At 39.4% G+C, this 26,782-nt stretch carries 9 protein-coding genes; all 9 read right to left on the bottom strand.

The annotated features are described in order from the left end of the window. Nucleotides 1-7 precede the first annotated feature (7 nt). A complete protein-coding gene (locus tag AN490_RS04460; protein ID WP_300000372.1) occupies nt 8-4,219 on the bottom strand; it encodes an amino acid adenylation domain-containing protein in 4,212 nt (1,403 codons plus the stop codon). Continuing rightward, nucleotides 4,216-11,904, bottom strand: a complete 7,689-nt coding sequence (locus tag AN490_RS04455; RefSeq protein WP_300000370.1) for a non-ribosomal peptide synthetase — start codon at nt 11,902-11,904, stop codon at nt 4,216-4,218. Before AN490_RS04455 ends, AN490_RS04460 begins: the two co-directional genes overlap by 4 nt. A gap of 140 nt (nt 11,905-12,044) precedes the next feature. Continuing rightward, on the bottom strand, nt 12,045-12,425 hold the full coding sequence (locus tag AN490_RS04450) for a nuclear transport factor 2 family protein (protein WP_300000368.1): 381 nt from the start codon (nt 12,423-12,425) through the stop codon (nt 12,045-12,047). A gap of 55 nt (nt 12,426-12,480) precedes the next feature. Further along, a complete protein-coding gene (locus AN490_RS04445) occupies nt 12,481-15,690 on the bottom strand; it encodes an amino acid adenylation domain-containing protein (RefSeq protein ID WP_300000366.1) in 3,210 nt (1,069 codons plus the stop codon). 91 nt (nt 15,691-15,781) lie between these two features. Further along, nucleotides 15,782-22,441: a non-ribosomal peptide synthetase gene (locus AN490_RS04440; protein WP_300000364.1), complete on the bottom strand. Its 6,660-nt coding sequence runs from the start codon at nt 22,439-22,441 to the stop codon at nt 15,782-15,784. Between the two features lie 363 nt (nt 22,442-22,804). Next, nucleotides 22,805-23,227, bottom strand: coding sequence for a hypothetical protein (locus tag AN490_RS04435; RefSeq protein WP_300000407.1), 423 nt, complete (start codon nt 23,225-23,227; stop codon nt 22,805-22,807). Between the two features lie 177 nt (nt 23,228-23,404). Then, nucleotides 23,405-23,815 carry a hypothetical protein gene (locus AN490_RS04430; RefSeq protein ID WP_300000362.1) on the bottom strand — a complete coding sequence of 137 codons (411 nt, stop codon included), beginning with the start codon at nt 23,813-23,815 and terminating at the stop codon, nt 23,405-23,407. 140 nt (nt 23,816-23,955) lie between these two features. Continuing rightward, nucleotides 23,956-25,683 carry an aconitase/3-isopropylmalate dehydratase large subunit family protein gene (locus tag AN490_RS04425; RefSeq protein WP_300000359.1) on the bottom strand — a complete coding sequence of 576 codons (1,728 nt, stop codon included), beginning with the start codon at nt 25,681-25,683 and terminating at the stop codon, nt 23,956-23,958. Then, the gene (gene leuB / locus AN490_RS04420; RefSeq protein WP_300000357.1) at nt 25,676-26,758 is read right to left on the bottom strand and encodes an isocitrate/isopropylmalate dehydrogenase family protein; all 1,083 of its coding nucleotides are present in this window, start codon (nt 26,756-26,758) and stop codon (nt 25,676-25,678) included. Before leuB ends, AN490_RS04425 begins: the two co-directional genes overlap by 8 nt. Nucleotides 26,759-26,782: the final 24 nt, after the last annotated feature.

Here is a 26,782-nt window from a genome sequence, read left to right as displayed (position 1 = left end):
ATTAGAATTAAGTCATCATTAACCGTAAGTTTGAAGTCAATATGTTTACATTGGGTTCATGAAGCATTTGACCGTGGGTTCCAGGTACAGATATCACTTTGACGGGATTTTGAGTGTATGCCTGCCATCCCCAGTCCGCTAAATCGTAATTAGTAAGCGTTTGGAGTTCTCGCACCAGTATTTCCGGCACGTCTTCAGCGCGGAATAAAACAATCGGGGCAGAAATGGGATGAGCAGGCTGATAATCTACGTAATTGAGCGTCTGCACTCTCATAATTTGCATATTAGTTTTAAGTAAATCAAGGCTGGAGTGTTCCGGTAGGACATTATGACGGTATAAATAATCTGCCGCCAAATCCCAACGGGCTTGGTCATCGCGTTGAGCCGCTAAATCAGCGTATTCTAAACCGAAAGAAACTCCTTTTAAAGCTTCGATTCGTTGGATTATTTGCCAAATCCAATCAATATCTGCTCTATTTTTGAAATGTTCCGGATTAGAAACCAATCCCGAATCCAAGATAGCTAGTAAACTCACCTTTTCACCTTGCTGCTCCAGTTGGGAAGCTATTTCAAAAGCGACACTACAACCGGAAGAGTACCCCAGCAATATATAAGGTCCTTGGGGTTGCTGTTGACGTAATTGAGCAATCAGTTGACTTGCGTGGTCAGCTACTGAGTGAGGAAGTATGCTCAGTCCGTCTCTTCCTGGTGCATCGAGTCCATAGACAGGATGTTCAGTGCCTAAATTGATTGCCAAATCTCGAAAATAGAAACCGTGTCCGTTGGAGCCAGATACGCAAAATAGGGGGGTGGCATCTCCTAGAGGCTGAATCGTTACTAAATCAGGATTTGACTCTTGAATCTCCCTATTACCTATGTGTTGTGCCAGTTGAGCAATAGTAGGATTCTGAAATAAACTTCTCAAGGCCAGTTGTTGTCCCAACTCTTGTTGCACAAGATTGAGTAATTTGACTGCCAATAAAGAATGTCCGCCCAAATCGAAAAAGTTATCATGAATGCCAATTTTTTGACGTTCAAGAAGAGCAGACCAAATTTGCGCTAATTGTGCTTCGACTTTGTGGCGTGGGGGTGTGTATGCAGCTTGAACGCTAATATTAGGAACAGGTAAAGCTTTCCGGTCAATTTTGCCATTGGGAGTTAAAGGTAACTTGTCCAATACAAGAATTTGAGCAGGAATCATGTAATCAGGTAAACTGGATTTGAGATATTTTTTCAAATCATTGCAAAAATCATCATCAATTCCCGTTACATAAGCAATTAAACTTTGGTTATTCTCAGTTTTATTTACAGTTACAACAGCTTCTTTAACTAATGGATATTGTAATAAAAGTGATTCAATTTCCCCTAATTCAATCCTAAAACCCCGTAATTTTACCTGCTCATCCATGCGTCCTAGATATTCTAAATTGCCATCATCTCTCCATCTTGCTAAATCCCCAGTTTTATAAATTCGCTCAACTTGACTGAATAATTCCACTTCAATAAATTTTTCGGCAGTAGTTTCAGGACGATTCAGATAACCTCTAGCTAAACCCACACCCGCAATGCACAACTCACCAGGAATAGCAGGGGGTAATGGTTGATGATGTCTATCTAAAATGTAAGTGCGGAGATTAGATAACGGTTGACCAATTAGTGGTTTTTTCCCATTCGGTTCACAAATAGATATACTGGCAATAACCGTAGATTCTGTTGGTCCATAGCAGTTAAAGAAATTGCGTGTTGTTCCCCACTGTTCCACCAATTCCGTTCCACAAGCTTCACCACCAACCATAATGGCTTGCAAATCAGGTAATGAGGCTTGAGGTAATACAGATAAGGCGGAAGGAGGTAAGGCGAAATGGGAAATTTTGTGAGTGGCTAATAAGTCCACTAAGACTTGACCGGGTAACAGATTTTCTTTCTTGGCTAAGTACAAACAAGCACCTGCGGATAAAGTAGTGGCGATTTCCCCAATAGATAAATCGAAACTAAAAGATCCAAACTGAATCCAGCGGCTGTGGTCTTGAACTTGACAAGTTGTAGTCCAGGCTAAAGCTAGATTGACAATTGCCCGATGTTCAATCATTACCCCTTTTGGTTGTCCTGTTGAACCGGAAGTATAAATAATATAGGCTAAATTATCAGGCTGGCTTTGAGCATGAGGATTATCTATTATTTCTTGAGTAAAATTTTCTGCATCCAAACAAATAACTTGAACAGGATTTTCTAAATTATCTAAAGGTAATTGCTCTAATAAAAAACTTTGTGTTAGTAATACCGATATCTCGGAGTCTGCTAACATAAACTGAATCCGTTCTTGGGGATAATTGGGATCAATCGGCACATAAGCACCACCAGCTTTGAGGATACCCAGTAACCCAATAATCATTTCTAATGAGCGTTCAACACTAATACCAATTAAGGTATCTGGTTGAATTTGGTGATTTTTCAGTAAATAATGCGCTAGTTGGTTGGCTTTTTGGTTTAGTTGTTGATACGTTAGTTGTTGAGATTCAAGAACTACAGCAATATTTTGGGGATTTTTGGCAACTTGCTCTTCAAATATGTCAACTAAAGTTTTATCATCAGGATCATCAGTTTGAGTTTGATTCCAGCATTGTAGTTGTAGCAGTTCGGCTGCTGTGATCAAAGGCAAAGTATGGATAGGTTTTTGAGGATGCTCAATCATCCCCTGGAGCAGCACTTCAAAGTGTTCTGCCATCCGTTGGATAGTACCCTCTTTAAATAGATCCGTAGCATATTCCCAAGAGCAATTTAACTGATGATCATCTTCCATCACCATCAGGGTTAAGTCAAACTTAGCGATCGCACCCTTGACTCCCAGCAATTCAGTATCTAACCCTGATAAATCCAAATCTGGACTAGCATTATTTTCCAGAGCAAACATCACCTGGAATAAAGGGTTATAGCTCATACTGCGTTCTGGTCGTAACTTTTCTACCAGCACATCAAAGGGAACGTCTTGATGTGCATAAGCATCTAAACAAGTTTGGCGAGTTTGTTGTAAAAACTCAATAAAACTTAGCTCTAGTTTGATTTGCTGACGCATAACCAAAGTATTGACAAAAAAGCCAATTAACCCTTCAGTCTGGCTATGGGTGCGGTTAGCAATGGGAGAACCAATACATAAGTCTTCTTGCCGACTGTAACGAGATAGTAAAATGCTCAAAGTAGCCAACAAGGTCATATATAAACTTACGCCTTGCTGTTGGCTAAAAGCATTAACAGCAGCAGTTAATTCCGGTGAGAGAGAATAAATATAGCGATCACCTCTGTAACTTTGCTGTGCTGGACGGGGATAATCTGTAGGTAATTCCAGTAATGGGGAAGCATCACCTAGTTGATGTTTCCAGTAATTAATCTGCTTTTCTAATACTTCTCCTTGTAACCAGTGGCGTTGCCAAGCTGCATAGTCACTGTATTGAATCGGTAAAGAAGCAAAAGTTGGGGTTTGACCTTGAGAATAAGCAGTATAAGCCTGCCATAACTCCCGCAAAAATATTCCCATTGACCAGCCATCACTGATAATGTGGTGCATATTGATGGCCAAGACAGATTTTTGCTCCTCCAATTGCAGCAGTTTAGCTTTAAACAAAGGGCCAGTATTTAAGTCAAAGTGTTCTTGTGCATGAGCGTCAATTAAATCTTGGATATTTGGGCATTGGGTATCTAAATCAAGCTCTCCCTTGTTCCCATTCCCTAATTCCCGGCAATCTTGTACTGTTAAAACTGCGATTTCGTCTAAACTGCGGATGGCAACTTGTGGTTGTCCGGTAACTGTAGGAAAATACATCCTCAGACTATCGTGCCGATTCAGCAGATCAGCCAAACTAGAATGTAGGGCATCAATATTCAGGTTGCCGTTCAGTTGTAAAGCGATCGGCATATTGTAAGCTGCTGATGACCCTTGGAGTTGTGCTAATAGCCAGAGACGTTGTTGAGCAAAGGACAGAAGCTTGGGAGATTCAGGACTTAAAGCCGGAATTTCCTCTGCTGAAACAGCTTGTGTCTTAGCCGCTTTCAAAAAAGCGAGAATATCTGCTTTGTAGTGTTGAATTTCCTGCTTGAGTTCAGCAGTGAGGGCGTTTTTGCTAGTACGAATCCGTAACTTATCATCTTCAGCCCAAATTCGGCAGCCCATGTTCTGCAAACGAAGCATTAAAGAAACTACTTGCTGATTTTGTGTGATGGTCATAGTTCAATTTCCTCTTCTTCTGAGTTTAAAGGTTGTATATCTGCGGTTGTGGAATTAACCCAAATGCAGCTATCTATATAATTTGCTAAGTCAATGAGAGTGGGAGACTCAAATACTTGACGCAGTGGAATCTCTACTTTGAAAGTGTCGCGGATGCGGTAGCACAGTTGGGTAGCTAATAAAGAATGTCCTCCCAATTTGAAGAAGTTATCTTGTCTGGAGATCGCTTCATATTTCAGTAACTTTGCCCATAGTTGAGCCAGCAATTTTTCTGTCTCTGTTACAGGCAATTCAATGTCTGTGGCTGCAAATGCTGTATCGGTTGCAGGTAAAGCTTTGCGGTCTATTTTGCCATTATGTGTCAGTGGTAGTTTTTCCAAAACAACAAAATGGCTGGGAATCATATAATCAGGCAGAGTTTTGCCCAGAAAATCCCGCCATTCTGCTAATAAAGCTGGATCAACTTGATTGGTGCGATATTGCAACGGTTGGTTGGCGTAATGTTGCCAAGGTTTCAACCGCCAATTGCCTTTGGTCGCAAATCGTGGTGTTGTCACCTCTTCGGGGATATTCCGTTGAAAAACAACATCGTAACCAGAAAATCCTGTAGAGCTATATTGAATAAAAGCCGTATAGGGCAAATCTGGTGCTAAAGTTCGGAATGCTTCGGGTTCTATCCCTGATTTAGCTTGGGCAATTGCCGCTTTTAAGTCTGTAACAGTACCATCTAATTGAGGAATTTGTTCTAACAACGCCATTTCTGAGGTTAGACGCGCATTAGGAATATCTTTAATCCCTAGTAAATCTGGTTGCTCGGTTGTTAAAATTCTCTCAATTGTTTCCCGATTCAACTGATGCTCTTGCCAATCTAACCATTCTGGTTGGCTCAGGGGAGTATCTACCTGATCTAAATGTAAAACAACGTCATAACGAAAACGACTCATTTCCGTATGACTGTAACCCCGTTTCAATTGAATTTGTACATGACTAATCCGAGGAAATCTTTGTTTCAGGGCGATAAAGAAATCAGGGTCAATCAGTAATTCTTCTTCGGTGCGAATGCTTTTTTGAATCTGTTGGCGTAAATCCTGAATTGATAAATCATCAGCAGCACGATAAAACTCAACTGCGGTATGGAAAGCCTCCAATAAATGTAGATTTCGCACATCTCCCATGAAGATTTTTCCCTGATTACTTAAAGTTTTGATCGCCCCTTCGATGACTGACAACAAGTAATCCAAAGAAGGAAAATACTGAATCACAGAATTGATGATTACCAAGTCATAAGCATTGGTTTCAATGCCATCAAACTGGTGGGCTGCACTAGTTTTTAAGGTAACTTTCTCCTTAAGAGACTGCTGTTCTAGATGTTGTGCTATGTACTGCAAAGCCTCTGGAGCAAAATCTGTACCGAAATAATGCTGACAATGGGGTGCGACTTTAAACAATAACATCCCTGAACCGCAACCGATTTCCCAAACTCTTTCGGGTCGAAGTTCCAGAATTCTATCAACGGTTGTATCTCGCCATTCTTGCATTGCTGCTGGGGGAATGGGTTGTGCTGTGTAGCTATCATTCCAACCAACTATATTCAGGGTTGGGTCATCGGTTGGGGTTTGTTGCCCAGAGTAGTTATCATTAAATAGGTGTTCCCACAATTCCACCAATTCATCTGGATTTGTACTGTCTTCTGTTGCTGTGGGGACAATATAACCTACCAGACGTTTATCAAGGTCAGTTTCCTCTCTAACAATGACAACTGCTTCCTGAATTAAGGGATGTTTGAGTAATGAGGCTTCAATTTCACTTAATTCAATCCGAAAACCACGTAGTTTGACCTGATGATCGATCCGACCTAAGTATTCCAAATTGCCGTCAGGTAGCCAACGAGCTAGATCGCCAGTTTTATAAATTCGCTCAACTTTACCGAATAACTCAATTTCAATGAACTTTTCGGCGGTTAATTCAGGACGGTTGAGATAACCTCTGGCTAAACCAACACCAGCAATACACAACTCACCAGGAATACCAGGGGGTAATGGTTGATAGTCGGTATCTAAAATATAGATGCGAAGATTAGATAATGGTTTACCGATAGGCGGTTTTTTGCCATTGGGTTGACAAAGAGCTAAGGCCGCAGTCACGGTGGTTTCTGTCGGACCGTAGCAATTATATAAGCTTTGTTCTGTTCCCCATTGGCTAACTAATTCAGCAGTACAAGCCTCTCCACCAACGCTGAGGCATTGCAAATCCGGTAAACTCACTTTTGGTAAGACAGATAAAGCTGAAGGAGAAAGAAAACTGTGAGTAATTTTGTGTTCAGTTAGAAAGTCAACTAGGCTTTGACTAGGTAACAAAGTTTCTTGATCGCCCAAACACAAGCAAGCGCCCGTGATCAAACTAGTAGCAATTTCACCAATGGACAAATCAAAACTAAAAGAACCAAACTGAAGCAAACGGCTGTGGTTTTTAACTTGAAAAGTTTGCGCCCAAACCAAACTTAAATTGACAATGGCGCGATGCTCAATCATTACCCCTTTGGGTCGTCCTGTCGAACCAGAGGTGTAGATGACATAAGCTAAACGATCAGGCGTACTTTGGGAACTGGGATTATTGGTTAACTGCGAACTGAAAGTTTCCTCATCCAAACAAATTACTTGAGGAGGGTGTTCTAGTTCAGTTGTCGGTAATTGGTGTTTGAGGGAAGTTTGGGTTAACAATACCGATGTCCCACAATCTGCTAACATGAACCCAATCCGTTCTTGGGGATAATTGGGATCAATCGGTACATAAGCTCCACCGGCTTTGAGGATACCGAGTAGACCAATAATCATTTCCAATGACCGATCCACACAGATACCAATTAAGGTGTTTGGCTGAATTTGGAAATTTTGAATGAGGTAATGAGCCAATTGATTCGCTTTTTGATTCAGTTGTTGATAAGTCAGGCTGCGGTCTGCAAACACTAATGCAACTTGATCGGGGGTTTTTGCTGCTTGTTTTTCAAACAAAGTTACCAGTGTTTGGTCTTGAGGGTAATCGGTGTTAGTTTGATTCCAAGCGTGCAATTGTTGGATTTCTGCTGTTGTGATTAATGGCAGCGTACTGATAGGCTGTTGGGGATTTTGGGTAATTGCTGTCAGCAAGACTTCAAAGTGTCTCGCCATGCGCTTAATTGTGTCTGCTTCAAATAAGTCGGTGGCATATTCCCACACACAGTTTAATTGGTTGTTATTTTCCCGAAGATCCAGTCCCAGGTCAAATTTAGCAAATGGGAAACTTTGCTCGAAGGATTGAATATCAAGCCCTGGTAAACTAACATTCGTCCCTGCGCCTTCGGTGTTTTGCAAGGCAATCATCACTTGGCAGAGGGGATTACGGCTGAGGCTGCGCTCTGGTTGTAGTTTTTCTACCAGATACTCAAAGGGAATGTCTTGATGAGCGTAAGCATCTAAGCAAGTTTGGCGAGTTTGTTGCAGTAACTCACTAAAACTTTGCTCTGGCTTGATTTTGCTCCGCAATACTAAGGTATTGACAAAAAAGCCGATTAACCCTTCTGTGTAGCTATGGGTGCGGTTAGCGATCGCACTCCCGATACATAAGTCTTCTTGGCGGCTGTAACGAGATAGTAAGATACTCAAAGCCGTTAACAGGGTCATAAACAAACTCACCCCGTTTTGTTGACTCACGATTTTGAGTTGCTGTGTCAGTTCCTTACTTAAACAATATTCCTCATGTTCACCTTGATAACTTTGTTGTGCTGGCCGGGGATGATCAGTAGGTAATTCCAGCACACGGGGTGCATCATCTAGTTGTTGTTTCCAATAATTTTCCTGGCTTGCTAAAATTTCCCCTTGTAACCAACTACGTTGCCAAGCTGCATAATCACTATACTGAATCGGCATGGGTGACAAGTTCGGAGCAGAAGCCGCAGCATAAGCAGTATAAGCCTTTTCCCATTCCCGTTTAAACACACCCATGGACCAGCCATCACTGATAATGTGGTGCATATTAATCAGCAGGAAATTTTGATGTTGTCCCAGTTGCAGTAGTTTAGCTTTGAACAGAGGACCAGTATTTAAGTCAAAGGGTTCTTGAGCATGGTTATCGGCTAACCTTTGTACAGTTTCCGCTTGCGTTTGGGGATTGAGTCTCTGTAAGTTGGCAATTTCTAATACTTCTATATCTTCTACATTTTTAACTACTACTTGTGGTTCTCCCTCCAAGGCAGGGAAATAAGTGCGTAAACTTGTATGCCGTTCTAGCAAATAAGTTAAACTCTGCCTCAGAGCCTCTACATTGAGATTGCCGTCAAGTTGGAATGCGATCGGCATATTGTAGGTAGCAGAAGTTCCTTTTCCTTCCAGTTGAGCGATAAACCAAAGTCTTGATTGGGCAAAGGAAAGAGTTTTAGGTTGATTTTCCAACTGGGGTAGGATGGGAGGTAAGGCGACACTCGTAGAAGCTTTGTTAATTTCCCTTGCCAACTCAGACAAAATGCTTTGCTCAAATACTTTGCGGACAGGCAATTCTACCCCAAAACTATCACGAATTCGAGCAATTAATTGAGTTGCTAACAGGGAATGTCCTCCCAGTTCAAAGAAGTTGTCAGAGCGACCCACAGACTGAATTTTTAATAAACCTTGCCATAAACTAGCGAGTAGTTCTTCTGTGAGAGTTACTGGTATTTCCAAATCAGAGGAAGTAGCAGTGTGTGGTACTGGTAATGCGCGGCGGTCTATTTTTCCATTAGCGGTTAGTGGCAGGTTTTCCAAAACCATAATCTGGCTAGGAATCATATAATTTGGGAGGCGATTTTTGAGGTATTCTCTGACTTCAATTACCAAATTCGCGGTTTTTTCTGATTCTGTAATATAGGCAATTAACCGGGGATTGTTATCAGTTTCATATAAAATTACCACAGCTTCTTGAACTGATGGGTGCTGTAATAATAGTGATTCTATTTCACCTAATTCAATTCTAAAACCGCGTAATTTTACCTGCTCATCAATGCGCCCCAAATATTCTAAATTGCCATCATCATCCCATCTTGCTAAATCACCAGTTTTATAAATGCGCTCAGTTTTACCGAATAAATCAATTTCAATAAATTTTTCGGCGGTAGTTTCAGGACGGTTGAGATAACCCCGTGCTAAACCTACTCCCGCAATACACAATTCCCCAGGAATGCCAGGAGGTAATGGTTGATTGTGAGGATCTAAAATGTAAATACTGTTGTTAGCTATAGGTTGACCAATGGAGGGCTTTTTCCCATTCGGTTCACAACGAAAGATACTGGCAATAACTGTCGATTCCGTCGGACCATAGCAGTTGAATAAACTTCTGGTTGTTCCCCACTGATTAACTAATTCAGCAGTACAAGCCTCCCCACCAACAGTAAGGCATTGCAAATCAGGTAAATTCACCTTTGGTAAGACAGATAAAGCTGAAGGTGATAAAAAGCCGTGAGTAATTTTGTGTTCAGTTAAAAAGTTAACTAAGCTCTGTCCAGGTAATAAAGTATCTTTATTTCCTAAATATAAACAAGCACCTGCGGATAAAGAAGTGGCAATTTCACCAATAGATAAATCGAAACTAAAAGAACCAAATTGCAGTAAGCGGCTGTAATTTTGAACTTGGAATTTTTCAGCCCAAGCTAAACCTAAATTCACAATTGCTTGATGTTCAATCATCACACCCTTGGGTTTTCCAGTAGAACCAGAGGTGTAGATCACATAAGCTAAATTATCAGGCTTAACTTGATTTTTAGTTATTTTCCTTTGCGTCTCTGCGTCTTGGCGTGAGCTATCATCTAAATAAACAACTTCAACAGGATTTTCTAAACTATCTAAAGGTAATTTATCTACTAAAAAACTTTGGGTTAATAAAACCGATATCCCTGAATCTTCTAACATGAAGCGAATCCGTTCCGAGGGATAATTAGGGTCAATCGGTACATAAGCACCACCAGCTTTAAGAATACCAAGGACACCAATAATCATTTCTAAAGAACGTTCCACAGAAATGCCAATTAAGGTATCTGGTTGCATAAGGTAATTTTCAATTAAATAATCAGCTAATTGATCAGCTTTTTCATTTAATTGTTGATAAGTTAGGTTTTCTGATTCAAAAACTACAGCTAAATTATCAGGATTTTTTATAACTTTTTCTGCAAATAAATCAACTAAAGTTTTATCTTGAGGATATTCTGTTTGTGAATGATTCCATGTTTGTAGTTGCTGAATTTCATCTTCAGTCAGCAAAGATAGATTATTGATTGATTGATGGGGATTATCAGTAATTTGTTTAAGCAGAACTGCAAAATGTTCTTTCATCCTTTGAATAGTTGCATCTGCAAACAAATCCGTTGCATATTCCCATTCTCCGGTTAAACCTTGGGGAGTTTCCCGAAAAATTAAGGATAAATCAAAGAATGTTGTGGTGTTTTCCCACTCAAACCGAGTGAGAGTTAAACCAGGAAGTTCTATTTTTTCTGGAGTTCCACTTTGCAAACCAAAAGCAACTTGAAAGAGGGGATGATGAGCAAGCGATCGCTCTAAACCTAATTCATCAATTAATTTTTCAAAGGGTAAATCTTGATGATCATAAGCATCTAAAGTTACTTGTTTTACTCGTTGTAATAATTCTCTAAAACTGGGATTTCCTTGTAAGTTGGTACGCAAAGCCAGAGTATTGACAAAAAAGCCAATTAGGGGTTCTATTTCTTGGCGGTTACGATTAGCGATCGCCGAACCAACTACAATATCATTTTGATTACTATAACGAGATAATAACAGCGCGAATACTGCCAGTAAAGTCATAAACAAAGTAGTTCCTGACTCCTGACTTAATCGCTTTAATTTTTGCGTTAAATTTAAATCAATTTCTAAAAATTCACTACGTCCTTTAAAACTTTGAACTGATGGACGTTGATAATCTGTAGGTAATTCTAATAATGGATTAATTTCTGCTAATTGTTGTTGCCAGTAATTGAGTTGTTTGTTTAAATTTTCTCCTTGTAAATATGACCTTTGCCAGTGGGCAAAATCAGCATATTGTAAAGATAATGGGGGTAAAGAAGAAGATTCTCCATTACAAAAAGCGGTGTAAAGAGTGAATAATTCTTTACGGAAAATATCCATTGACCAACCGTCACAAACTATGTGATGAATGACCAATAATAGCAGATGAGATTTATCAGCTAGTTTTAGTAATTTTACTCGCAATAAAGGAGCTTTTGCTAAGTCATAAGGCTTTTGTAATTCTGCTGTTGCTAAATGTTTGGCTTTGCTGAATTTATCTTTCTCTGCTACTTGTTCCCAGTCTAGGATTTCTATTTTTAATTCAGGTTGGGTGTGAATTATCTGTATGGGTGATTCATTAACAATAGAGAAGCTAGTGCGTAAGATTTCATGACGGTGGATAATTTCTAAAATAGCTTTTTCTAAAGCATTAATATTTAAAATACCGCTAATTTGCCAGAAAAATGGCACGTTATAAACACCATTTTCTCCTTCTAGTTGGTCAATAAACCACAGTCTTTGTTGTGCAAAGGAGAGGGGAAGGGGTTTTTCCCGCGATACTGGTTGGAGTAGTGGGGGTTGTTGTTGCTTTTTGAGTTTTTGTAAAACTAATTCTCGTTTTTCTGGTGATAGGTTTTCAAGTCTTTTTAGTAAGTCGCTCATAATATTTGTGTAGAAATTTGTTTTTTTATTTTTGATCGTTCGCGTAGCGTGCCGTAAGGTATACCGCAGAGGCACAGAGTACACAGATAAGTAAGGTATTTTACAATTAATTTAGTGGCTATATGAGAGATTTTGTTAATTTATACTGCTGGTCTAAAGAAGTAGCTGCGTCGAGTTTTGAATTTGCCATTTTCAAAGGAATAAACGTCAGCAAAACGCTCATTAATAGGAGAGCCATTTTTATGTACACCAATAAATTTTCCCCAGCAAGCACCATGATTATTGTCAACCGCAATATGTTCGATGTAATGTTGACCAGAGACAATAACTCTCTCATATTGATAAAAATTTAGCATTTTGTCAAGACCAATAAAAGGCTGATAACCAGGACGTTCATAGATAATATTGTCGTCGAAGCAATTTTTGAGTAAATTCCAATCTGAGGAATCAACAGCAAAAAATAAAGTAACTATCAATTTCTTTTTGGCAGCAATATTCGATAAGGTAATAGTATTTGACATATTCTTAGTTCTGGGAATTTTTTATTGAGTTAAATCAAATTGCTACAACTAATTATCACAACATTAATTGCTGTATCACCTCCTCTTCTGATAGCTCATCTACCTCTGCTAAAATCCTGGCTAGTTCATCACTTTCTGCTTGCTTAAGTTGTTGTTCACTAACTTTTTGGGCAAGTTCAGCAATAGTTGGATTTTCAAACAAATAACGCAAAGGAAAATCTAGAAAAAAGACTTCTCTTAAACGAGAAATTACTTGGGTAGCTACTAAGGAATGTCCTCCTAATTCAAAGAAGTTATCGTTAATTCCCACTTGTTTTAATTTCAAAACTTCTGTCCAAATATCTGCTAATTCTTGTTCTGTATCGGTGCTAGGTAGAACAAAATCAACTTCTAGATTTCTTTGAGAAGTATCAGGAACTGGTAAAGCACGGCGATTGATTTTACCATTAGCAGTTAGGGGTAAATTCTCTAGAAATACGAAAGCAGCAGGAATCATGTAATCTGGCAGTTTTGATTTGAGGAAGTTTCTCAAGGTGCTGGGAGTTGGTACATTATTTTGTGCTACTAAATAAGCTACTAATAATTTGTTACCTGGTTCATCTTCCCGCGCAATTACTACAACTTGTTGAATGTCACGATGTTGAATTAAAACTTCTTCAATTTCTGCTAATTCAATTCTAAAACCGCGAAGTTTTACTTGTGTATCAATTCGTCCGATAAATTCTATATTCCCATCAGGTAAACGCCGAACTAAATCACCTGTTTTGTAAAGTGTATCTCCGGCAATAACCGGATTAGAAATAAATTTTTCACTGGTTAATATTGGTTGATTTAAGTAACCTCTAGCTACACTCGCACCACCTACATAAAGTTCACCAGGAACACCAATAGGAACTCTATGTAAATGAGTATCTAATATATAAACTGTTCTATCACCGATGGGTTTACCAATAGGAATGGAATGGACATTTTCAGCAAGTTGTTGAGGAATTGGATAACAACAAATAAATACTGTACATTCTGAAGGTCCATAACCATTGATAATTTTGGTTTTTGGTAATAGTTCTAAAGCACGACGCACATGATTTATAGACAATGATTCTCCGCCAATCAGCAGTTGTTTAATGCCTAATAAACCTTGTGGTATTGTATCAATCATCAAATTGAATAAGGTGGAAGTTAACCAAAGAGTGTTAACTTTTTGTTCTTGAATAAGTTGGGTTAATTTTTCTGCTGTAGGAATTTTTTCTGGATAAAGTACACAACGTCCGCCATAAAGCAATGGTGTCCACATTTCTAGGGTGAGTCCATCCCAAGAAATTGATGAATGTTGTAGCCAACTCTGGCTTTCATCCAGGTGAATATAATCAACCCCAAACATAAAACCTATAAAGCTACGATGGGGAACTTCTGTTCCTTTTGGTGTTCCTGTTGAACCTGATGTATAAATAATATAAGCTAAGTTTTCTGGAGTGACTTCACTAGGTAAATTATCTGCTGGATATTGGGCGATAATTTCCGCATCTGTATCAAGATTCACCACAGTTTGCTGATTGATTGGTAGTCTATTTTGTAAATGAGTTTGTGTTAGTAAAATGGATGTTTGTACATCTTCCAGCATGAAAGTTAGTCTTTCAGTAGGATAGGCTGGATCTAAAGGAACGTAAGCACCACCAGCTTTAAGAATAGCGAGTATTCCGACTACCATTTCTAAAGAACGCTCAACACAAATTCCTACCCTTGTTTCTGGTTTAACTCCTAATGATTTTAAATAATTTGCTAATTGATTAGCACGGTTATTTAATTGTTGATAAGTTAAATGTTCTTGTTTGTAAATAACAGCAATATTATCAGGTGTTTTCTGTACTTGTTCTTCAAATAAAATATGAACACATTGATAATTAATATTGTCTTGATTTTGATGATTCTCTAAAAGTATTAATTCTTGTTCTTCTGCTGCACTAAGTAAAGATATTTGTGAAATATTTTGTTGTAAGTTTTCAGAAAAACTTGTGAGCAATGTTTGGAAATGTCCAATTATGCGGCTAATTCTTGCTTCATCAAAGCAGCTAGTATCATAAACAAATCTACCTCCTAATTGTGAACCAGGATTAATGACTATGGTTAATGGGTAGTTTGTTCTTTCAAAACAACTCAAATTACTAATTTCTAAGGTTTTTTTTGTGTCCTTTTTACTGGAATCTACAGGATAATTTTCAAAGACTAACAAACTTTCAAATAATGGCATCCCTGGGAGAATATCACTTAATTGTTGAATTTCTGCCAGGGAAAAATAACTATACTGTTCTTGTTCTATGGCTTGAGTTTGTAGTTCTTGCAGCCAAGATAATATTTCTTTTTGATTATCAATTTTTACACGGGTGGGAATGGTGTTAATTAATAATCCCACCATTGATTCTATGTTTTCTAATACAGGTTGACGACCGGATACAGTTGCACCAAAAATTACATCTTTTTCGCCAGTGTAGCGGGAAATTAATAAACTCCATGCTCCCTGGACTAAATTATTTAATGTTAAATGATGCTGTCGTGCCGCAGTTTGCAATTTTTCAGTTACCGTTTGAGATAATTGAAAACGTTTTTCTTGATATATTCCTTGTCCTTTTTTACCAGTTAAAATAGTAGGTGTTTGTAAACCTTGTAGTGTTTGTTGCCAAAATTGTTTAGCTTGTTCAATATTCTGCTGTTGCAACCATTCAATATATTCTTTATAAGGTTTAACTGGTGACAATCTTAAATATTCACCCCGTTGATTTGCTTCATACAAAGTTAAAATTTCTTTGATGATAATTTGCATTGACCAACCATCAAAAAGAATATGATGATGACTCCAAATAAATTGATAGGTATTCTCAGTTAATTGAATGATGGTAAAACGCATTAAGGGAGCTTGATTTAAATCAAATCCTTTATGGCGATCGCTCACCAAAAAATCCTCTAAATTCCTTTGTTGCTCATCACCTGTTAAATGTCGCCAATCTAATTTTTCCCAGGGAAGATCCACTTGCTTATTGACTATTTGCAAGGGTTTTTCTATTTCTTCCCAAAAAAAAGCACTGCGTAATATTGAATGTCTGGCTACAATTTGTTCCCAAGCTTTTTGGAATGCGGAAAAATTCAACTCCCCAGAGAGGATGCAAAGTAACTGCTCAAAATAGACTTCTGATTCTGGTGCATAAAGGGTATGGAACAACATCCCTTGCTGCATGGGTGAAAGTTCATAAAGGTCTTCGATACTTTGCATAAAACTACCTCTGAGTTGGTGATTGGTGATTGGTGATTGGGGACTGGTGACTGGGTTATTAACCTCCCCATCTCCCCATCTTCCTATTTCTTTATTTCTTCTTGTTAATTTTGGCTAGGAATTTATCTAGCTGTTTTTGATTGAGTTTAGCGGCGGAAAAATCAGATGGGGTATAGCTTTGATCGTCTTTTGATTGACAGTGATCTATGAGGGTTGTTAATGCTTCCATGAATCCTGAAGCTAACCTTTCAATAGTGTCTCGTTTGTGAATTTTATCACTATATGCCCAAGTCATTTCTAATTTCCCAGACCGAATCAAGCCGCTAATTCCTAATATATGGCTACGACGATTTAATCCACTTTGTTCTGATTTAAATTCTTTAGCTTCACCTAAAACTGATGATGCTTTCAGCACTTGATCAAATTGTCCCAGGTAGTTAAAACTAACTTGTGCTGGTAGGGAAGCTAATTTTTCGCGGATGCTGGTGTCTGCATTTAAATATCGCAATACACCATAACCTATACCCCTGTTAGGAATGCTTCTTAGTTGTTCTTTGACTGCTTTTAAGGCTTCCCCTGGTTGGTTTTCTGGAATTTCTAAACCCACAGGGAATAAAGTTGTAAACCAACCTACAGTTCTTGAAAGGTCTACATCCTCAAATAAGTCTTCCCTTCCATGTCCTTCTAAATCTATTAGTAAAGAATTTTCTCCTGTCCACTGGGCAAAACTCTGTACTAAAGCTGTCAATAAAACATCATTAATTTGGGTATTGTAGGCAGAAGGTACATCTTGTAACAGGGCGCGGGTTTGTTGTTCATTTAACGCCAATAACACAGATGCAGTTGAAGCTAAGGTATTATTTTCCGCAACCGCAGGATAGTCTACTGGTAATGTTTTGGTGGAAATATTAGATTGATTTACCCAGTAATCTAACTCTTTCACAGCTTGGGTTTGGGCATATTCTGTTAAGCGATAGCTCCAATATTGCCAAGATGTTGTTTTCTCAGGTAATTTTATCGCCTGTCCCCGGCTTATTTGTTGGTAAGCTGTGGCTAGATCTTCCAATAAAATCCGCCAAGACACTCCATCAACTGCTAAGTGATGAATAATGAATAGTAAACAATTTGGTTGATTTTTGCCTAATTGAAATAATGCAACTTTGGCAATTTCTCCTGTGGCTAAATCCAAACTAGCTTGGAGTTGTGTATCTTTAGCTTTTATTGTTGTTTCCTGTGCTGCTGGTGACAAGTGCGATAAATCAAAGATACTTAATGGTACAGTTGCCTGGACATCGGTGTGAATTTGTTGCCAGTTTTCCCCTTCCTGTACAAATTGCGATAGCAAAGCATCATGATGTACCAAAAGTTTTTGTACCACTTCCAGCAATAACTCAGGTTGCAAGTCTGAAGGAACTTCTAACAATGCTGACTGGTTAAAGTAATTGATTTCTGGTAATTTCTGTGCAAAAAACCATTTTTGAATGGGTGTTAAACCAACTTTACCAGTTACTAAACCTTGTTCGGCGTTGATTTGGCGAGTCGTACCCGCTACTGTCGCTAAATCCGCAATGGTTTGATACTTAAATAACTGTTTAGCGGCAATTTGGATACCGGCCTGATTCGCTTTAGAAATTAACTGAATACTGAGAATTGAATCCCCACCTAGTTCAAAAAAGTTATCGTGAATGCCAACGTTTTCTATTCTCAGCACTTCTGACCAAATCGCCACTAATTTTTCTTCTATCAGTGTGCGTGGTGCTGCAAATTTATCTTCATCACTGCGAGAAAAATCAGGTGTTGGTAAAGCGCGATAATCTACCTTTTGGTTGGGTGTCATGGGTATACTATCTAGCACCATGAACGCTGCCGGAATCATGAAATTTGGTAATTTCTGTTTGAGAAACTGACGAATTTCATCCACGTTATTGGAAAAACCTAACCCCCTAGCCCCCTTCCCTTGCAGGGAAGGGTGAATTTCTGAAGCCTCTCTCCTTGTAGGGGAGAGGTTTGGAGAGGGGTTTTGCGGTACAACATAAGCCACTAGTCGCTTTTGTCCGGTAATTTCTTGATGGGCAATGACAACAGCTTGGGATATTTGAGGATGTTGTCTTAATACTGTCTCAATTTCTCCCAACTCAATCCGAAAACCCCGAATTTTTACCTGATTGTCAACTCGTCCCAGGTATTCTAAATTACCATCTATTCTGAATTTGACTAAATCCCCAGTTTTATATAGGCGATTTCCTTCTGTGTTCTCAATAAATTTCTCGTTAGTTAATTCAGGACGTTGCCAATATCCTCTTGCTAGTCCTGCTCCCCCAATGTGTAATTCCCCAGGAACTCCTATCGGTACGGGTTGCTGATTTTGATCTAAAACGTAAACTTGGGCATTACTAATGGGTTTACCGATGCTCACAGCAGTATTGGTTGGAGTGAGGCGTTCTAAGGTGGTGACTACTGTTGCTTCTGTGGGTCCGTAACTGTTAAATAATTGAGGCGGTTGGGAAAGATGCGCTACGCAATGATGCCAATGTTGCACTTTTTCTAGGTGGACTTCTTCACCACCAATAATCACAGTTCTCAAACTTCCAGGAATACGGGAATGTTGGGGATTTAGTGCTGTTACTAATTGATGCCAGTATGCTGTGGGTAAGTCCAAAACTGTTAACTGCCATTTTTGACAACACCGCCAAAAATCATCGCTGGAGTTGAGCATTTCTTCGGTGCGTAACACTAAGGTTGCACCAACAGCAAGACAGGGGAAGATTTCTTCTATGGATGTATCAAAACAAACAGAGGCAAATTGTAGAACCTGATCTTGAGCATTGATGCCATACTCATTAATAGCAGTGGTAACAAAGTTCAACAATGAACGATGTTCTATCATTACCCCCTTGGGTTTACCCGTAGACCCAGAGGTATAAATAATGTATGCCAGGTTATTGAGTTGAACGTCACTAACTGGGTTGGCTGTACTTTGGGAAGCTATTTCTGCCCAATCTGTATCTAAACAAATGGTTTTGCTGGTATAACCTGTCAGTTTCTCTTGGAATCTATTTTGTGTGAGTAAAATACTGAGTTGGGTATCTACGATCATCTCAGATATGCGTTCTTGGGGATAAGCAGGATCAATGGGAACGTAAGCACCACCAACTTTGAGAATCCCCAGTAAACCAGCAATCATTTCTAGGGAACGATCAACACAGATACCAACCAAGGTTTCGGGTTTGACTCCTAAACTTTGCAGATAGTGGGCAATTTTGTTAGCGCGATCGCTCAATTCTCGGTAAGTTAATTTTTGCCCATTCTGCTTTAGAGCGATCGCATCCGGTGTTAACTCTACTTGCAGTTCAAATAACTTATGGATACACTGATTTTGTGTATCTCCCCTGTCTGTTTGATTCCATTCCCCTAGCAATCTTTGTTGAGATGGAGTCAACAGAGGTATTTGACCAATTCCTGCGGCTGGGTTGGCGAGCATTTCAATTAATACCTGTTCATACTGCTCTAGCATTGCTTCGATAGTTTCAGCATCGAACAAGTCGCTATTATATTCCAAAACCAGGGTAATTCCTTTTGCTCCTGTTTTTGCACCGGACTGTACACTTTGTTCAAACCTGGGGATAACTAAGAAGTCAAGATCAAACTTGGCAGATTTGTTATTAGCTGGTTCATGCAAGGTGAAGTCAAAGCCAGGGAATTTTAAATAGGGTTTGGCGGAGTTATGGAAACTAAACATCACCTGAAATAGCGGATTATGACTGAGGTTACGAACCGGTCTAATCGCTTCTACCACTTTATCAAAGGGTACATCTTCGTTAGTATAAGCTTCCATTGTCACTTGGCGCACCCGGTCGAGCAATTCCCGCACGCTGGGATTACCGGAAACATCGGTGCGTAACACCAAGTTATTAACAACCATACCCATCATATTTTCGATTTGGTGCATCCGGCGATTGGCAACCGCAGACCCAATAAAGATATCATCTTGGCCAATGTAACGGTGCAAGAGAATGATGAAAGCTTCCAGCATTGTCATAAATAAGGTTGCACCTTCCTGATGACTGAAAACTCTCAGAGATTCGCACAAATCAACGGGCAATTCCATCCTCGCGTTTTCGCCATGATAGGTTTGCTCTTGGGGACGTAGGCGATCGTAAGGTAATTCCAATAACGGGGGAATACCTGCTAACTTTTGTTGCCAATAAACTAATTGGGCTTGAGCTTCTTTTGTTTGCGCCCATTCACGCTGCCAAGTGGCAAAGTCGGCAAATTGGTAACTTAATTCCGGTAATGGTGAAGGTTTACCCGCAGAAAAAGCTGCATACAGTGTTACCAACTCACTTAAAAAGACGTTAAATGACCAGCCATCATGCGCCATGTGATGTTCCACATGAGTGAATATATATTCCTGTTCGCTCACCTGAAATACCGCCCATTGCACTATTGGTAGTTGGGTTAGGTCTAGGTGTGTGAGAACTTCAGCCTGTGCTAACTTTTGTGCCTGTATTTGTCGCTCAGGTTCAGGAATTGGCCGCAGATCAACGACTCTCAAAGCGGCTCCTGGATGGGGGTGAATTACTTGATACAGCCTACCATTCACCTCTTGATAAGTTGTCCTGAAGATTTCATGCCGCCTGACAATCTCATCTAGAGAACGTTGTAGCGCTTCAACATCCAGATTGCCTCTAATGTCCATTGTGGACTGGAATTGGTAAGCGCTATTTTTTGGTGCTAATTTATAAACAAAGTAAATGCGCTCTTGGGAAAAGGAAACTGGTACAATTCCTGCATGGGAAATATGTTGAATAGTGGGGCGTTCCCATTGGGTTTCTTCACCACCTTGGGCAATGAGTTCAGCTACAGCAGCTATGGTGGGGTTAGCAAATACTTGAGCAAAAGATATATTAACTGAGAAAATTTCCCGCGCCCGAGAAATCATTTGCGTCACAATCAGAGAGTGACCACCCAAACAGAAAAAGTTATCATTGACTCCCACTACATCTAGTCCTAATAACTCAGTCCAGAGAGTCGCTAACTGTTCTTCAATCGAGTTACGGGGTGCAACAAAAGTTTCTTCGAAATCGGGGCGTGTGCGAGCGGGGGCTGGCAGACTACGACGATCAACTTTACCATTGGGGGTCAAGGGTAAGGAGTCCAGCATCATCCAAGCGGCTGGAATCATGTAAGCGGGTAGCTTGTCTTCGAGAAAGTTTTTTAAGGTTGTGGCGGTGAGTGGGGATTTTTGATCTGACAAGTCAGCGCTTGCGCTATCAGCTACAAAATAAGCAACCAACCGTTTATCACCAGGAACATCTTCCCGAACAATTACTACAGCTTGTTGTATATCTGGGTGTTGACTTAAAGCCGCTTCAACTTCTCCTAGTTCAATCCGAAAACCGCGAATCTTAACTTGGTTATCAACTCGCCCCACAAATTCAATATTACCGTCTGGTAAGTAACGCGCTAAATCCCCTGTTTTATACAATTTTGGATTTTGGATTTGAGATTTTGGATGATGAAATGGATGAGAAATAAATCTTTCTGCTGTTAACTCTGGACGGTTGAGGTAGCCTCGCGCTAAACCATCGCCACCAATGTATATTTCCCCTGGAGTACCCACGGAAACAGGTTGTAGTTGCTCGTTAAGTATATATATTTGTGTATTGGATATGGGGCGACCAATGGGTAATGTTGTGCTACCTGCTGGTACATCCTCTACTGGATAAAAACAGGAGTATGTTGTACTTTCAGTTGGTCCATAAACGTGCAATAAATTCTGAGGTGCGCCATTGATCAGAACTGCTTTAACTGTTTTTGGATCTACAGCTTCACCACCAAATAATAAGTATCGCAGGTCTTTAAATGCTTGAGGAACAATGTTAGCTAATTGATTAAATAAGGCAGTGGTTAAAAATAAGATGTTAATTTTTTGTTCACTGATGTAGTCAGCAAAATCTAGGGGTGAAAGCAGAACGTTTTGAGGCACACCGACTAAGGTAGCCCCATGTAATAGTGAACCCCAAATTTCAAAGGTGGCTGCATCAAATGAGGTATTAGAAGCTTGGGCTGTGCGGTCAGTGGTTGTAAACTGGACATAGTTTGTATTACATACTAAGCGATTAACCGCCCGATGGGTTACAGGGACTCCTTTTGGTGTGCCTGTAGAACCAGATGTATAAATCACATAAGCTAAATTTTCTGCTGTTACATTATTAGTAGGATTTTCTTGATTTTGGCGATAAATCAATTCCCAATCTTGATCTAAACAAACTGTTTTTACACTACTTTCAGCAAAGCCTTGCACAAATTTTTGCTGGGTTAATAAAACTTGTACTTGGGAATCTGCAAGCATGAACGATATCCGCTCTTTGGGGTATGTGGGATCTAGTGGCAGATAAGCTGCACCTGCTTTGAGAATTCCCAATAGCCCGACGATCATTTCTAGGGAACGTTCAACACTAATCCCTACTAGAACTTCTGTTCCTACACCTAAAGATTGTAAATAATGAGCTACTTTATTGGCTTGGTGATTCAACTCTTGATAAGTAAGTTTTTGCCCATCAAAAATAGCAGCAATATGATCTGGAGTTTTTTCTACTTGTGCTACAAATAATTCATGGATGCACAAATGTTGAGGATAATCTACTGTGGTATTATTCCATTCCACCAATATTTGATGTTTTTCCTGTTCGGTTAAAACGGGCAAATTTTCCAGATAACTATTTGAGTTAATCACCATTTCTTCCATGATTTTTGTATGTAAATTGCTGATTTTACTAAGGTGGTAAATAATTAATACTTACTTGTTTTTTAATTTAAGCTTAATAAGCTTGATTTTTGTATTTCAGATTGTATTCCAGGAAAATTTATCTATTTTTAGGTAAAGTATTCTAGAATTATGACCAAGTTTTCTGGTGTTATAGAAATGGCCTATGAGAGATTCATCTAGTGTAATCGGACTCAGAGGCCATTTTTTATCTCATCCTGATTTATTTGATTTTGGTGAGATTTTCTGTACCTGGGAGTTCTGGACGTTGGAAAAGTAGAAGTTTCAAAAACCCTTTAATTTAATGGCATTTGTTTGAGAATGTCATCAAATTTAAGCATGAAATTATGCTTCTACTGCGACTTCTTCATCTTCATCAACAATTTCTACTGTTCTTGGTTCTTCACTCACTTCTGATTCTGTCGCTGTATGGGTTGCTGATTCTACGTGAGTGGTTAATTGTGTTTTTAGCTCGTCGGAAATGGGTAAATCATTGATTTCTTTGACGAGCGCCCTTATAGATTCGTTTTTGGTCCGTTCTGAATAAACTGCTTTGAGAATAGCTTCAATTCCATACGCGCCTACTGTATCTCCTACAACTCCTACTAGCCCCAGTAAACCGATACCTCCAAGGATACCAAGGGGTCCTCCTGCTGCTGTTAGGGCTGCAACAATAGCGGCATTACTACCTGCTGATGCAACTGCTAAGACTACAAGAATTATGCCAGGAAGACCTAGCCCAGCTAGTTTTTTGGCGATTTCGTCGATGTTCATGATCTAAGATCCTTAAATATTGTTAGTGGAAACGAAAAGTATTATCCTGTAATTTTTATCACAGTTTTACCCCACCCTAACCCTCCCCTTCACAAGGGGAGGGGACTACAATCCGCTAATGAATTGATAGCTAAAATATGATTTTGATATGTACTGCTCAAACTCTTGGTGTTAATCAAGAATCTGGCTGTTTTCTATTTTTACAAAGGATATATTCACGGTTCTTAGAGATGGTAAATAGTTCTTACTTTCTAATTTTAGATGATTTTGCAATTTCATTTTTAACTCCTCGCAAATTGGTAGATCTTGAATTTCGTAGAGTAGCGATCGCAAAGTTTCGGTTTTGCTGCGTTCTGAATAGACGGCTTTAAGAATACCTTCAATTCCGTAATCAGCAATGAGATCACCTATCACCTTTGTCAGACCCAGTAAACCTATACCGCCAAGGATACCAAATGGTCCTCCTGCTGCTGTTAGCACGGCAACAATGGCAGCATTACTACCTGCTGATGCAAATCCTAAAATCAAGAGAATGCTTCCAGGAAGACCGAAACCGGCAAGTTGTTTCACAATTCCATCCACTTAATCACCTAACCTTTTGATATTGTTGTTTTTAATTTTCTTAGTTGTATGAAATTGGAGTTATTGTAAACTCATAAACAGATTTCATAATTGTGACTAAGTTAGATAAAATTCACCCTCCTAATCTATTTAACCTGTATTTAGCAACTTGATTTTTCATCAAGAATATGGCTAATTTTGCCTTTGATTGCGGAAATGGCTACCGTTCGGGGAGAAGCTAAATAATTTTTCCCTGTAGGATCGCCACTGCGCCCTTTAAAATTGCGATTGGTTGCATAAACACCTGTTTCTTCTTTGTTTAAAACGCCAATTCCCGAATTGATACAAGCACCACAACCTGACTTAAGAATAGTTGCTCCTGCTTGGGTAAAAATGTCCATATATCCTAATGCTTCTGCTTTTTCCCGAATTTCTACGGAAGCAGGAACAATAAATAAGTTTACACCATCTGCGACTCGGCGATCCTGTAAAACTTCGGCGGACTGAGCCAAATCGTATAATTTACCTCCTGTACAAGAACCAATAAAGGCTTTCGTAATGGGGGTTTCTTCTAGCTGACTAATAGGTACTACTTGATCTGGTTTGGGAGGACGGGCAATTTGCGGTTCTAGATTACTGAGTTCCCATTTGTATATTTTCTCATACTCAGCATCAGGGTCGCCAATAATTTCTGTAAATTCTTGATCAGATCGACTTTTTACATAATTGCGGGTTGTTTGATCAGGAACGATTACACCACATATTGCACCACACTCAATGGCCATATTAGCAAGAGTCACGCGTTCATCGAAGGGCATTTGTTCGAGTATTGACCCTCTAAATTCCATGACTTTACTGGTAGCACCAGCACAACCAATTTGTCCCAGGATAAACAGAATGATATCCTTAGCACTGATATGGGCGGGTAGAGTTCCAGATAACTCAAATACCAGTGTTGGTGGAACACGAATCCACATATCCCCCATAGCATAGATATTGGCCATGTCTGTAGTTCCCACACCGGCGGAAAAAGCCCCTAATGCGCCGTAGGTGCAAGTATGGGAATCTGTACCAGCAATGATCATTCCTGGGCGGACAAATCCTTTTTCTGGTAGTAAGACGTGACAAATACCTGCTGCTTCTCCGGGAGAAACTATATCAAATAAATGACATCCTTGCTCTTTGGCAAAGTCAATCATTTCTTGATACATGACATTGGCTTTATGATCATTGCGAATGTCATTAACTTGAATAAAGTGATCTGCTACTAATACTACCCGTTGAGCATCCCACAGTTTTGCTTCTTGTCCGTAGTTTTTATAAAATGTTGTGGCTACGGGTCCTGCTACCGCATCATGGGATAGGGCTAAGTCAACTTGGGCAAAAACTACTTCTCCAGGACGAACATAAGCATTACCAGATGCTTTAGCTAGGAGTTTTTCAACTAAAGTCATTGGTCGTTGAGAAGTTAAGCTTTTAGGAGTGGTAATTTTTCCCTGACGACGCTGATGATTAAAAGGTATTAAACCACCTGCTTGGGCGATCGCACTAACTACAGGATTTTCCTGTTTTTCCCCCAAAATTTCTAAATTTAGTCCAATATTAATACTATTGCGATAAAAAATTTCTGCAAATGATCGCGCCTGAATTTTTTCAATTCCCGCAGCTTTAAGGGCAACAGGGGCAATTTCTCGACTAGAACCACAGCCAAAATTTTCTCCGGCGACAATCACATTGTATTTTAATAACTCTCCTACTCCTATCAGATGTTCTAAAGCATATTGTTTTAAAATATCAGGATCATAAGTTGTAGCTCGATTGGCAGGAATAATATCATCAGTATTAATATCATCCCCTAAATTTAAAACTTGTTTATTTATATTATTCATGCAGCACCCCCATTTCTGTATTTTGTAAATTATAAATTTCTGCTAATAAAAGCTGTATTAATTGTTCGGTATTGACTAATATTTCTGAGCCTTGAGGAGATAAATCCGCAGTCCGATATCCTTGAGCTAAAACTCGATCCTGCGCTGCCATAATGAGTTGGGCGGCTCTATTTTCCCCCCACTGTTCCAGCATTAAAACACAAGCTCCAATAGTTCCTAAAGGATTAGCAATTCCTTTACCTGCTATATCTGGGGCAGTACCGTGAATTGCTTCGTATAATCCAAATCCATCGGCATTGAGACTGGCTGAACCCAATAAGCCTAGAGACCCCACTAAAGCACCACCAATATCGCTGAGAATATCTCCAAACAAATTGCTGGCCAAAATTACATCAAATCTTTGGGGATTCGTCACCATTTGCATGGCTAAATTATCCACTAACATTGGTTCTACAGCAACATCAGGAAACTGGCTTGCTTCTTCTTGTACTAAACGAGTCCAAGGTAAATTAGGTAAAGCATTTTCTTTATGAGCTACTGTTAGTTTTCCTCGACGTTGTTGGGCTTTTTGCAAGGCTTGACGAGCAATTCGCCGTATTTCATGATCGTAATACAGCATGGTGTGATAGCCATAAGCCCCTTTTTCATCTGAACCACGTCCAGCAGATCCAAAATAAATCCCACTGACTAATTCTCGAATGACGAGTATATCTAGTCCTTTAATTTTTTCTGGACGTAAGCTAGATTTATTGATTAAACTATCAACAATGCGAATGGGACGCAGATTGCAAAAAAAGTCGTAATGTTTTCGTAGTTCTAGCAGTCCACCTTGGGTAACTGCACCAAAGACAATTCCATCAGATCCATTACATAGTTCTATTGTGGCTGGGGGAAAGTAACTACCAAATTTTTTTAAGGCTGTTGTCCCCAGCCAACCATAATCTACCTGCAATGTAAACCCTTGCAGTTTAGCTACTTGTTGCAAAAGTTGTAGGGAAACTTCCACAACTTCTGGTCCAATTCCTTCACCTGGAATAGCAACAATGCGATAAGACTGATTACTTGAAGACCTCATTGTTCCTTATTTTTTAATTGATGA

It is taken from the genome of Anabaena sp. AL09 (assembly GCF_001672255.1).
GTDB lineage: Bacteria > Cyanobacteriota > Cyanobacteriia > Cyanobacteriales > Nostocaceae > Dolichospermum > Dolichospermum lemmermannii.
This window is presented reverse-complemented; position numbering and strand designations above follow the sequence as displayed.